This is a genomic window from Nocardia sp. NPDC059691, assembly GCF_042733915.1.
GTDB classification, from domain to species: Bacteria; Actinomycetota; Actinomycetes; order Mycobacteriales; family Mycobacteriaceae; genus Nocardia; species Nocardia sichangensis.
Genome location: NZ_JBHWFB010000024.1, coordinates 1 through 11,860 on the forward strand (window position 1 = coordinate 1; position 11,860 = coordinate 11,860).

Genomic DNA, 11,860 nt, shown 5'->3' on the forward strand with positions numbered 1-11,860 from the left:
TTCGCGCCCATCAGGGCGCGGTTGGCGTCGTCGTGCTCGAGGAACGGGATCATCGCCGTCGCGACCGACACCATCTGGCGCGGCGAGACGTCCATATAGTCGATCTCGGCGGATCCGACGAGCTCTACCTCGGAATTCTTGCGGCGCACCGCGATTCGCGCGTTCACGAAACGCCCCGCGGCATCGAGCGGCTCGTTCGCCTGCGCCACGACATGCAGGTCTTCCTGGTCGGCGGTCAGGTAGTCCACCTCGTCGGTGACCCTGCCGTCGACCACTTTTCGGTACGGCGTCTCGATGAAGCCGAACGGATTCACCCGCGCGTACACCGACATATAGCCGATCAGGCCGATATTCGGCCCTTCCGGAGTCTCGATCGGGCACATGCGGCCGTAATGGCTGTAGTGCACATCGCGGACTTCCAGACCGGCGCGCTCCCGGGACAGACCACCCGGGCCCAGCGCCGAGAGACGGCGTTTCTGGGTCAAGCTCGCCAGCGGGTTGCGCTCATCCAAGAATACGGACAGCTGCGAGGTTCCGAAGAACTCCTTGAGCACCGCGACGACGGGACGAATGTTCATCAGGGTCTGCGGCGTGATCGCCTCGACGTCCTGAGTGGTCATCCGTTCGCGGACCACGCGCTCCATCCGTGACAGCCCCAGCCGGACCTGGGACTGGATCAACTCGCCGACGGTGCGCAGCCGACGGTTGCCGAAATGGTCGATATCGTCGACCTCGACCCGCACCTCGACGCCGCCGGGAGCGGTCATGGTCTTCTCGCCCGCGTGCAGGCGCAGCAGGTATTCGATGATCGTGACGATGTCGTCCTCGGTGAGCGCCGGCGAGCCGCCGCTGCGGATGCCGAGTTTCTTGTCGACCTTGTACCGGCCCACGCGCGCCAAGTCGTAGCGCTTCTCCTTGAAGAACAGGTTCTCCAACAGGGTCTGCGCGGACTCCTTCGTCGGCGGCTCGCCCGGACGCAGCTTGCGATGGATGTCGAGCAGCGCCTCATCGGTGCCCGATGTGCTGTCCTTCTCCAGGGACGTCATCATCACTTCGGAGAAGCCGAAGCGCTCGACGATCCGCTCACTCGTCCAGCCGAGGGCCTTGAGCAGCACCGTCACGGGTTGGCGGCGTTTGCGGTCGATGCGCACACCCACGGTGTCGCGCTTGTCCACATCGAACTCCAGCCACGCGCCACGGCTCGGGATGACCCGCACACTGTGCAAGTCCTTCTCCGTGCCCTTGTCGACACTGTGGTCGAAATAGACACCCGGCGAACGCACCAACTGCGACACCACGACCCGCTCGGTGCCGTTGATGATGAACGTGCCCTTATCGGTCATCATCGGGAAATCACCCATGAAGACCGTCTGGCTCTTGATCTCACCGGTGTTGTTGTTGATGAACTCCGCCGTCACGAACAACGGAGCCGCATACGTCATGTCCTTGTCCTTGCACTCATCGATCGAGGCCTTGACCTCTTCGAAGCGCGGATCGGAGAGCGTCAGCGCCATGGAGCCGGAGAAGTCCTCGATCGGGCTGATCTCCGCGAGCACCTCCGCCAATCCACCGGCGCCGGATTCGCCGCGCGCGGTTGCCCGTTCGCGCCAGGCGGGCGTGCCGATCAACCATTCGAACGAATCGGTCTGGACTTCCAGCAAGCCCGGCACTTCGAGGGGCTCACGGATCTTCGCGAACGAGAGCCGTTTCGGCGAGGGGGAGACTCCGGAATCGGCGGGCGTTGCGGCATAGACGTCGGTCTGACTCGAGACTGTCAAGATGCGTCCTTCCAGCACCTCGTGACGCCCATACGTTCGCGTGGGCGTCACGGTATCTGCTTGTCCTGTGGGCGGTAATTCACATGGCGCACCGTGCTGGACCGTGTCCGAACATGACTCGACAACAACGGGTAGAAGGTGGCACGCAGACTGTGCCACTTTCCACGGTCAATTCGTATTTCGAGAGTTGGACAGCACGCGACCCGGCGCGAAGCCCTAAATTACACCCGATTTCGACCGATGTCGAGAGACAACAAGAAAGAAGACACGCCATTTCCTGTGTCTTCCCATATTTATAGTGACATCTCGATCCTCCGTTCGTCAAGTCTATTAGCGGTAATTCGCCAGCATTACTCGAGCGGGTCGCCTGCCGCGGCGGTCGCCGCCGGTGATGCGACCGGTCGCCTCGTCGCCCGCACGACCGTGGCCGCGGCGAGTGTGAGAACCGTGCCACACCACAACGCCTTCGCGGGCTGACCGGTGTGGTCGACGACCACGGCGGCGGTGAGGGGGCCGAGCACGGCGCCGATATTGAACGCCGTGGTGGCCAGCGCGCCCGCGATCCGGGGCGCGGCGGGCGCCGCGGTCTGCACGATCGTCGTGATCAGTGTCGATCCCACTCCGAACGCGACCGCCCCGGACACTGTCGCCATGATCGCGACGCCGGGCAGTACGTGCGCGGTCAGAGCGGCCAGTAACCACACTCCGACGAGACCACTCGTTCCCACAGTGACGATCCGCTCGCGATGACGGTCGCTGTGGCGGCCGCAGACCGTCACGCCGACGAACGAACCGATGCCGAACAGGGCCAGCACGATCGGAACCCAGCGGCTGTCCGCTGTGGAGAGCCCTGCGGTGATCGAACCGAGGAACGTGAATCCCGCGAACGTCGCAGCGTTGACCAGCACCGCGACCAGCACCGAGGTGAGTACCGGCCGTTCGCCGAGTACCGCCCACTCCCGCAGCAAAGAGGACTCACCTATGGCCGGGCGATCACCGGTGCGAGCCGTACGGGGCACCATCGCCCACACCGGAATCACCGCTGCCCCGCTGACGATCGCGACAGCCCAGAACGCGATACGCCAATCCCAGACCTGCCCCAGCACCGTGCCGGCCGGTACCCCCGCGATACACGCCACGGTCACCCCGGACACCACCACCGAGGTCGCGCGACCCACCATGGACGAGCCGACCAAGTGCGGCAGAGCGGCCAGCGCGATTGCCAGGAATCCCGCGTTGGCGACCGCCGCGACGACCCGCGTCATCAGCAGCACCGTGAACTCGCTGGTCACGGCGCCGACGACATGAGCAGCGCAGAACACCGCCAAGAACGTCGCTATCGAGTGCCGGACCGGCAACCTGCCCGCCGCCATCGCCATCACCGGCGCGCCGAGCACCATGCCCGCCGCGAACAGGGAGGTCAGCAGACCGGCGGTGCCGAGCGTGACTCCGACATCGACGGCGATCGCCTCCAGCAACCCCGACACCATGAACTCGGACGTGCCCTGCGCGAACACCGCGACAGCCAGCACGAACACCACAATGGGCATAAAAGGAACTCCCCGGATACAGGGCGCGACAAAGCGCCCGAGATGGTCGCGGAAATCGGGTGAACCGTCACCCTCCGCGGAGAGACCAGCTTTGTCCGGCGTTGCGAAATAACCACTCGGTCGCGCTACGACCAGCGGTTTCGCATTCACAACGCCGCCCGGCGCGTATGCCGGGCGGCTACCGTCTGGACGACTCCGGGGAATTCACGACCACACCATAACAACGCGTGCAGGCGGGGCCAACGCGATTTTTCAGTGACCCCGTAGGCGGGCTATGGCGGCGTGGTTCGCGGACGGATCGAGCGTTATGGCCGCCGCCCACACATGCGCCGCTACGGCGCGCTGGTCGAAGAGGGCTATCCAGGCGTCGGTGCACTGGCGGGTATCGCCCACCGAGGTGGGCGTCGGTCCGAGTTCGGGCAGGTGGGTGTACGTCAGCGACGTATAGGTGCGTCCTCGGGCGTCGAATATCGTTGCCGCGCAGATGGGATCGGCGGTGGCGCGTTCACTCGATCGGCCCGCGGCCGCGGCCTGCATCGCCTCGTGCGGGCTGGTGAATATCTCGCCCACCGTCAGGTAGGCGAGCCCGAACGCCCACAGGCGGCCGGTGAATCGTCGGATCAGCCATTCGGCCGAATCCAGGACGGGAGAGCGTTCGGCGTCGGGATCGAGGACTATCGGGGTGTGGGCCGCGTCGTGCGCGGTGGCGCTTCCGGTGCGGGCGAATCCCCAGAAATGCACGGTGTCGCTGTCGGCGGCGTCTGCGCGACGCTCGGCCAGCATGGCCGCGAGTAGCGAATCGATCGTGGCGCTGGGCGGGTATCGGATGGCGGAACTCGTCGGCTTGCGCGACTTGTCCTGTGGTCGATTTCGTCGATCGGGCATTTTCGCTCTCTGGAGGGGGCGTGGAATCGGTCAGGCGAACTCACCCGGCTGGGGCGGTCGGGGAGGATCCGTGGTGCGTGCTCCGTGTGCGGGCAGCAGAATGTCCCAGAACTCGATGCGCACCGCGTCCCACAGCCGGAAGTGGCGCGGGAACCATTCGCGGACCTGTGCCAGATCCGGCAGCGCGCGCTCATCGAAGGCGACGAATCCGTTCTCGCCCAGCGGGATCGGCACGGTGTCGCCGTTGTTGCGCAGCCGGTAGGCGGGTGTGGGATCGGCTTCGTCACGCAAGAACGCGATTTCGATGCGACTGCCCACCATCCGCCAGCCGGCCTGTGCGGTTCCCGTTGTGGTCCGATGCAATCGGCTCACCCCCGGAAGGATTCCGGTGGGGCCGCCAACGCCGACAATTGCTCCAGCACAGCCTGAATCGTGCGCACGTCGAGAGCGCGGTCGGCGTTGTCGTGTCCGTCATGGGACGGGAACCGGAGTCCTCGGGCGGCGGCGCGTTCCCGGTGGCTCACCGCCTGCGGTATCAGCCGACCGGTGATGACGAGTGTGCGGTACGCCGCCGCCTTCCACGCACACCGCCCGATCCGGCAAGTCAGGTGCGCCCGCATCTGCTCGTGCGCCAACTGCACATCGGCGCGACGGCAGATTCCGGGCGGAACGAGGAGGCCGTCCGTGGCCTCGTGACGCCCAGGCCGGTGCGGCCCGATGCCGTGACTCGTCGGCTGTTGATCGCACGTAACCGGCGCCGGTGCGCGGGAATTCGTGACGAATTCGAGTTCTGTTCCGTGTTCTTCGGCCATGTGCATATGCTGCGAACGTGCTCACGACGGGGAGCTCGAATCGACCGGTGCCCGGCAATCGGCGCATTCGCGCTGAGCGCTTCCCGAGTGCGCGGATGTCGATTCTCGCCGTGGGAAAAAGCAGGTCACACCGTGGGACAGCAGGGGAGGACGCAACGGAAATGGTCGGTACCAAGTCGGACGTCGGCCGGACGACGCTGCCGCGTCGCCAGTTGGGCCGCGCACTGCGCGACGCACGTCAGGCCAACGGCTATACCCTCGAGCAGGTAGCCGAGGTCCTGGAGATCAGCCGATCCGCGCTCGGACGGCTGGAACTGGGGCAGAACGAGAAGATCAAGGTTCGGGACATCGAGTTCATCTGCGAGTACTACGGGCTGACGGAGGAGCGGACGGAGTACCTGAAATCGCTTGTGGACCAGACCAATACGAAGATCTGGTGGCAAGACTATCGGAGCCTGATCCGGCCGGGGTTCAACACTTATCTTCATCTGGAGGTGGCGGCAGCTGAACTTCACTTTTTCCAGTCGCTTATCGTGCCCGGGCTGTTGCAGACCGCCGATTATGCGCGGAATGTGGAATCGCACCCACCGAGGGTCACCTTGGAAGATGTGGAGAGGCGTGTAGCTCTGCGAATGAAGCGATCCGCGATACTAACGCGCCGCCATATGCCGATGCGAGCGGAGTTCTTACTGCACGAGGCGGTGTTGCATACCGTGGTGGGCTCCAGGCGGACTATGGCGGGACAGCATCGACATATTGCGGATATGAGCGTGCGAGACAATATTTCGATCCGAATCGTGCCCTTCGCCGCAGGCTTGCCTTCGGGAGCGGCGATACCGCCGTACATAATCCTGGACTTCCTGCGCGAGCCATCGGTCGTTTACACCGAAGGAGCCGTAGGAACAATGATTTTCGAGCAGCATGACGATGTAGCGAGATTTCAAACTATCATGGACGCCCTTCGTGGCGCTGCTCTGCACGAGCAGCCTTCGAGAGACCTGTTGCGTACCATGGCGAGGAGATACGATCAGTGACTTCTGAGCTATCCAGTGCGCAATGGTTCAAGTCGAGCTACAGCGATGGTGGCGAAGCGTGTGTGGAGATCGCTTGGTTCGACGCCGGTCGGGTTGGCGTCCGTGATTCGAAGAACCCGACCGGCGCGGCGTTGATCCTCAGGCCGGGACAATGGGACGCCTTCATCGCATGCGTCACGACTGGCGCGTTCGGTCCGCACTCTGATGGGTGAAATCGGAAGAGGCGACAAACAGTCCGGACCTCGGCCCGATGTCCGGGCCGTATCTGTCACGACACTGACGGAAGCAGCACGCTACTGGCCCGTCCGGTTCAACGGCGGTTGAGCCATACTGCTGCCAGCGGGTACGGGGCAACAATCGGAGTCCCGGCGATATTCACCGTTCCGCTCCAAAGCCCCTGTCGGGGGTCGATGTCATGCAGATCGAGCCCAACGGGCACGAAGTCGAACGAAACATACGTCTCGTCCGGGCCGACCGGCATCTGATGCCCTCCCCGGGTGGAGGTCCCGCACACCAGAACCACCGTCCTACCATCCACAAAAACTTGCAGGTCGCAGTTCTCGATCGGCGACCCGATCACATTGGAGGGACCCCGCCCGATGTGATAAGTGCCGGGCGGGATAACACCGTTGCGCGGAAACTCCGGATCGTCAGCGGAGGCGACGGCGGGAGCAACAGAGACTGCGGCGGCAGCGAGCGCAAACCCGGCCACGATCTTGCCAAACTTCATCGTTCCAGCTCCTTGAACAATTCGTCGAACTCAGTCGTATGTCCTAGCTTTCGTCGAACTCGTTACTGCCTTGCCACCATAGATTGGGCCCCAAACTCTGTACGTCCCAACAGGGAGAGGACCCCGCCGCTTCCCGGCACCAGTCTCCCGGCCGCATCACACCTGGCACGCGCAGAACGCCTCTGGACCAGCGCGACCAAGGAGCGCCGCGCTGCTCGTCTGCTACTGTTGGCCAACTTGAGTCGTCACGGGTCGAGAGGGTGGGGATGAGTCATCGAATCCTGTTGGCACTGCTCATCGGAGCGCTGGCGACCGGTGCCGCGGGATGTGAAGACACCACGAGCGGATCGCCTGCGACGGGTTCCAGCACCACAGCGACACAGGCTCTGTTCAATCCCTGCACTGGGATTCCCGACGATGCGCTGCGGGCTGCGGGCGTCGATCCGAAAACCGAGGAGTCCGGTATCGCGGGAGTGCATCAGTCCGGCTGGGAGATCTGTAGTTGGAAGGGTTCGAAGTACTCCATCACGGTGTACTCGACCGGTCGCACTGTGGCGGAATTCGAGCGCAAGCCTGGAAACGTCGATTTCAAGGACGTCACTGTGGCCGGTCGTCAAGGCCGTCAATTCCGGGTCGAGGGCGCCTCGAAGAATTTCGACTGCGATGTGCTTTTTCCGGCAGCTCAGGGCGTCATGCAGGTAGCTACCATGAACAGGGCTGGCCAGGACAACCTCGAAGACCCGTGCGTGGTCCTGAACCGCGTCGGGGAGTCGATCGTACCGGTACTACCGCGTTGATCAGGGAGGGGCGATATGAGCGAGGACAACGCATCGGTTTGGAGTCGACTCGTCAGTCAAGCGCGGGGAGGGGAACTGTATCTCGACGACGAGAATGCTGCATATCTCTGCGCGAAGGCGTGTGACCAGCGAATCGCCGATCTAGAAGGTATTCGCGACCTGTCACGCAGAGTGCAGAATGTCAGCGGTTTCGGTGATTTCGATATGGCCCGGGGTCTTGAAACCAAATTCTTGAAACAGGGTACTGGGGACGGTAATTCGATCGACCAGATCATCCTGGAACACATCGAGACCGTGAAGAACATGCGTGAGGTCATGGCGATCTCGTTCAAGCGCATCACCGGGAAGGACATCGAGAACGCGACGCAGTTCACGAACACCACCGAGCAGGTGCGCTGATGGGCAACCCGTTCGACTCTCTGCGAGTCTTCGATATGGGGGAACTCGGTTCGACGATGCTTCGCAACGTCACCAATTGGATATCGGGTGAGGAGTTGCAGCCGGACGTCGATGTGGCCGGGGTGCAGGACAAGTACAACCGGCAGCGCGACGGTGTGCGAGGCCGGGCCTCCGATGTCGGGTTCCAGGGCGAATTCCGGCCGAGGGAGGTCCTCGACGCGGACGAGTTCGAGCGGCACGATATCGCGACGCTGCGTGGCAAGGTCGATCAGATCGATTTGAAAGCGGTCGGCGACCTGGTGACCGCGTGGAACACCATCGCCGATCGGCACCAAACCTCTTTGGACACCTTTACGAAAGCCATGGCGCGGGCTACCGACGACAGTGTGTGGCGGGGTGAGGCGCGCAATGCCGCAGCGAGTGCGGTCGGTGACTATGCCGCACAAGGTGCCCAGGTTTCGAACGCGGCCCGGCTGACCGGCAACAAGCTGGCCGAATTGCTGACCGGGCTGGAGCCGACCAAGCAATTGGTCCCGCACGCGCCGGAACATCGCAGCGGAATCGGCAACGCTCTCGCCTTCGTCGCCGGGCGGGGATGGCGCAATGACGATGTCGCCGAGTACAACACGAAGACCGAGGCAGTTCGCGTGTTGAGAACCGTCTACGCTCCGGTCGTGATGGAGTCCGATACCAATGTGCCGGTGATTCCCCGTCCGGCGACCACCGCGAATCCAGGTGGCATCGGTGACGGCAGCGGCCCGCGAGGCACGAACACTGGCACCGGTAACCCGTCGGGAACTTCGTCGCCCAGCTCGGATCCCTCCGGTACGAACTCCACCGAGGACCCGACGACTCAGTCGAGCAACCAACCCTCGGACGACGCCTCGAAAACATCGGAGTCGACAAGTACCGACCCGGCGTCGACTACGCAGGACACGACCACACCAGCTTCCACCACGCCCTCTTCGACAACGCCTGCCTCGACGACTCCTACGAGCACATCGCCGAGCAGTCCCGGCAGTCCGCACTCGAGCACACCCGGCAGTCCGGGAAGTCCGACCGGTCCCGGTGCACTCGGTGTCTCGGTGCCGTCGAAAGGCACACCGAACAGCACCAACGCGGTTCCGGCCGCCGCGCGGACCGGCACCTCTCCCGGCCGCGCCGGTGCGAGCGGTATGGGCGGAATGGCTCCGGGTGCGCGCGGCGGCAAGTCGGATGAGGAATCCACCAAGGGCATTCCGGATTACCTGATCACTCAGGAGCACGGCAATGAGCTCATGGGATTGGACGAGTTGCCCGGGACGGTGCCGCCGGTCATCGGGGACAACCCGCGATAAGGACGTCGCTGATGCCCGAGGTGCAGAACTGGCGGTTCACCGCGCTCGAATTCCGGACACTGTGGGAGTCCACCGGCCGGGATGTGCTGCCGTATCCCTTGCAGCACCAGTACATGACGGAATTTCGGTCGGAGAGTCTGCGGTTGCGGCAGGCGGCGGCGCAGTCGCTGCGCCCGCGCATCGATGACGAGTTGTTGCGTGCGGTGGAAGTGCTGCTGGCGCCGGAGGCCCGGGTGGAAGTGGCCGGTTTCGCCGGTAAGCGTCGCAATCGCAGGCTGCGGGCCCATGCGGGGGTGCACTACGAGCACGGCGCGGTCGCGGTGCAGGAACCGGGACCGGACCCCGAACACGGCGGTGACGTGGTGCTGACGTTGTTACCCGCCGGTGCGGTGGCGCGGGCAGTGGTCGACGTTTTCCCCGTCTGCGGCCCGGGGCAGGGGAAACAGTTGCAGGCTTCCGCAGAGGAGTTGGCGCGGCCGAGGCCGCCGGTCCGCGACGCTTGGCGACCGACGCCGCGGGAGGAGTTCGAGCGGTTCTTCACCCGGGCAATGACGTTGATCGGTCACGTCGGCGTTTACGCGATGGGTAGCGTCGACAACCGGCATACCTACGGCCGCAAGGATTTCCAGCTGAACGACGTCGAAAACGACGGTCGCTACGTCACGTTCGGCGCAGATCTGCTGACGATCAAACCCACCACCCCCGAGCGCATCGCCGCCACCCTGCAACAGATGATCACCAGAACGGTCAAGGAAGTGCGCGACGGGGTCCATTTACCGTACTGACCCGAACTCTTCTCGGACATAACCGAACGTCCGCGCGTCGTCCCGGTGCAGGCCGGGACCCGTTGCCGGACCCGGGATCTGGCCCCGGGCGACGAGCGGACGTTCGGTTGTGGGGTGGGCGGCTCCGCCGGAGGGGGCGGCGGATGTGACGCCCGTGTCCCGCGGGGTCCGGACCGCGGGACAGGCGGAGCGGTCAGACGTTCGCGTAGGCCAGCGAGGGGACGCGCTGGATGGCGAACGAGGACCGCAGGTAGAACCACCAGGTGATGGCCGCCATCACCAGGAACGCACCGGCGTAGGCCCAGAACGCGGGGGCCATGCTGTGCAGGTGGGTGTTGGACAACCGCAGCGCCTGCTGCAACAGCCAGCCGCCGGAGGCGCCGACCGCGCCGATGACGCCGATCGCCGCGCCCGCTTGACGTTTGGCCGAGGCCGCGGCTTCGGTGAGGTCGAGGCCGTGCTCGGCGGCGTACTTCTTGGACTCCGCGCTGAAGATGGTCGGGATCATCCGGTAGGTCGAGCCGTTGCCGATGCCGGTGAGCACGAACAGCAGCAGGAACGCGATCAGGTACAGCGGGAAGCTCTTCAGTTCCAGCCCGGCCATGATCAGCGCGACCGCGACCGCCATGCCGCCGAAGACGTACAGGGTGATCTTCGCGCCGCCTACCTTGTCCGACACCCAGCCGCCGAACGGACGGCTGAACGACCCGACCAGTGCGCCGAGGAACGCGAGGTTACCGAGCGTGGTGATCCAGCCGATCTTCGCCAGGTCCGGGAAGTTGGCCTTGATGAGGGTCGGGAAGGCGAAGGAGAAGCCGATGAACGATCCGAAGGTGCCGATGTAGAGGATCGCCATCACCCAGGTGTGCCGGTTGGTGAGCGCCCGCCGGTAGGACTTCCCATCGGACTTGGCGGTGCCGATGCTGTCCATGTAACGCAGCGCGCCGAACGCGGCGGCCAGGATGAACGGCACCCAGACCAGCACCGAGAGCGTGATGCCGAAGCGATAGCCGCCCGGATCCTTGGCCATGATGTGCGTGCCGAGGGTGATCAGCAACGGCAGCACCAGCTGGGTCTGGGCGACGCCCAGGTTGCCGCCCGCCGCGTTGATGCCCAGCGCCGCACCCTTCTTGCCCTCGGGGAAGAAGAAGTTGATGTTGGCCATCGAGGAGGAGAAGTTGCCGCCTCCGACGCCCGCGAGCGCCGCGAGCAGCAGGAACACCCACATCGGAGTGCCCGGCTGGTTGACGAAGTAGGCCAGGCCGAGCGTGGGAAACAGCAGCATCCCCGCACTGAAGACGGTGAACGCCCGGCCGCCGAATCGGGGAACGGCGAAGGTGTACGGAATGCGCAGCGCGGCGCCGACCAGGGTGGGGGTGGAGGTCAGCAGCAGCGCGTTGCTCACCGCGGTGGGGTTGCCCTTGCCGAGCCCGGCGAGGAAGTCGAATCCGGCGGCGCCCATGCTGGTCACCACGGTGCCCCAGATGACCCAGATGCTGAAGCCGAGATTCTCGGCGAACACGGAGAAGATCAGATTCTTCCGCGCGGTTTTCGCACCGCCGGATGCCCAGAACGTCGGATTGTCGGGATCCCAGTGGTCGAGCCACCGGCCACGTTTCTGATATTCGAAAGTCGTTGGCTGCGACTGCTGGCCGGTGGCTGCTACGGCGGTCATCGGCTTCCTCTCGATTCGGCTCGACCGGCCCTCATCGCGGCGCAGTGCCGCCGGCGGCTGTCGAGTGCCTAGCTACGG

At 64.6% G+C, this 11,860-nt stretch carries 12 protein-coding genes and 1 pseudogene; 6 read left to right on the forward strand and 7 right to left on the reverse strand.

Translation table 11 applies throughout. From position 1 onward, the window contains the following. The 5 genes and pseudogenes from ACFV2O_RS35315 to ACFV2O_RS35335 form a co-directional block, all read right to left on the reverse strand. Positions 1 to 1,796, reverse strand: a pseudogene (locus ACFV2O_RS35315) (DNA-directed RNA polymerase subunit beta); the annotation flags it as partial. 332 nt (positions 1,797 to 2,128) lie between these two features. Beyond that, the gene (locus ACFV2O_RS35320; RefSeq protein ID WP_379256037.1) at positions 2,129 to 3,328 is read right to left on the reverse strand and encodes a Cmx/CmrA family chloramphenicol efflux MFS transporter; all 1,200 of its coding nucleotides are present in this window, start codon (positions 3,326 to 3,328) and stop codon (positions 2,129 to 2,131) included. 252 nt (positions 3,329 to 3,580) lie between these two features. Then, positions 3,581 to 4,213: a hypothetical protein gene (locus tag ACFV2O_RS35325; protein ID WP_379256038.1), complete on the reverse strand. Its 633-nt coding sequence runs from the start codon at positions 4,211 to 4,213 to the stop codon at positions 3,581 to 3,583. Between the two features lie 30 nt (positions 4,214 to 4,243). Continuing rightward, the gene (locus ACFV2O_RS35330; protein ID WP_379256039.1) at positions 4,244 to 4,585 is read right to left on the reverse strand and encodes a hypothetical protein; all 342 of its coding nucleotides are present in this window, start codon (positions 4,583 to 4,585) and stop codon (positions 4,244 to 4,246) included. After that, a complete protein-coding gene (locus tag ACFV2O_RS35335; RefSeq protein WP_379256041.1) occupies positions 4,582 to 5,025 on the reverse strand; it encodes a hypothetical protein in 444 nt (147 codons plus the stop codon). The genes ACFV2O_RS35330 and ACFV2O_RS35335 overlap by 4 nt, the downstream gene beginning before the upstream one ends. A gap of 161 nt (positions 5,026 to 5,186) precedes the next feature. Between ACFV2O_RS35335 and ACFV2O_RS35340 the strand changes: the two genes are divergently transcribed. Further along, positions 5,187 to 6,059 carry a helix-turn-helix domain-containing protein gene (locus ACFV2O_RS35340; RefSeq protein WP_379256043.1) on the forward strand — a complete coding sequence of 291 codons (873 nt, stop codon included), beginning with the start codon at positions 5,187 to 5,189 and terminating at the stop codon, positions 6,057 to 6,059. Then, complete coding sequence (locus ACFV2O_RS35345; RefSeq protein ID WP_379256045.1) at positions 6,056 to 6,271, forward strand: DUF397 domain-containing protein; 216 nt, start codon at positions 6,056 to 6,058, stop codon at positions 6,269 to 6,271. The genes ACFV2O_RS35340 and ACFV2O_RS35345 overlap by 4 nt, the downstream gene beginning before the upstream one ends. A 98-nt stretch (positions 6,272 to 6,369) precedes the next feature. Here ACFV2O_RS35345 and ACFV2O_RS35350 read toward each other — a convergent pair whose 3' ends face one another. Beyond that, the gene (locus ACFV2O_RS35350) at positions 6,370 to 6,789 is read right to left on the reverse strand and encodes a hypothetical protein (RefSeq protein ID WP_379256046.1); all 420 of its coding nucleotides are present in this window, start codon (positions 6,787 to 6,789) and stop codon (positions 6,370 to 6,372) included. Positions 6,790 to 7,073: 284 nt separating this feature from the next. Here ACFV2O_RS35350 and ACFV2O_RS35355 point away from each other — a divergent pair, with 284 nt between their 5' ends. From ACFV2O_RS35355 to ACFV2O_RS35370, 4 genes are read left to right on the forward strand one after another with little or no spacing between them, the layout of a single operon-like run. Beyond that, entirely contained in the window at positions 7,074 to 7,586 is a 513-nt protein-coding gene (locus ACFV2O_RS35355; RefSeq protein WP_379256048.1) for a DUF3558 domain-containing protein, read from the forward strand. Between the two features lie 15 nt (positions 7,587 to 7,601). Further along, on the forward strand, positions 7,602 to 7,985 hold the full coding sequence (locus tag ACFV2O_RS35360; RefSeq protein ID WP_379256049.1) for a hypothetical protein: 384 nt from the start codon (positions 7,602 to 7,604) through the stop codon (positions 7,983 to 7,985). After that, positions 7,985 to 9,322 (forward strand): hypothetical protein, encoded by a 1,338-nt coding sequence (locus ACFV2O_RS35365; RefSeq protein ID WP_379256050.1) that lies wholly within the window; start codon positions 7,985 to 7,987, stop codon positions 9,320 to 9,322. Before ACFV2O_RS35360 ends, ACFV2O_RS35365 begins: the two co-directional genes overlap by 1 nt. A gap of 11 nt (positions 9,323 to 9,333) precedes the next feature. Next, complete coding sequence (locus ACFV2O_RS35370; protein WP_379256052.1) at positions 9,334 to 10,107, forward strand: ESX secretion-associated protein EspG; 774 nt, start codon at positions 9,334 to 9,336, stop codon at positions 10,105 to 10,107. A 193-nt stretch (positions 10,108 to 10,300) separates the two neighbouring features. On the opposite strand, the gene ACFV2O_RS35375 is transcribed toward ACFV2O_RS35370, so the two are convergent. After that, a complete protein-coding gene (locus ACFV2O_RS35375; RefSeq protein WP_355079817.1) occupies positions 10,301 to 11,782 on the reverse strand; it encodes a nitrate/nitrite transporter in 1,482 nt (493 codons plus the stop codon). Positions 11,783 to 11,860: the final 78 nt, after the last annotated feature.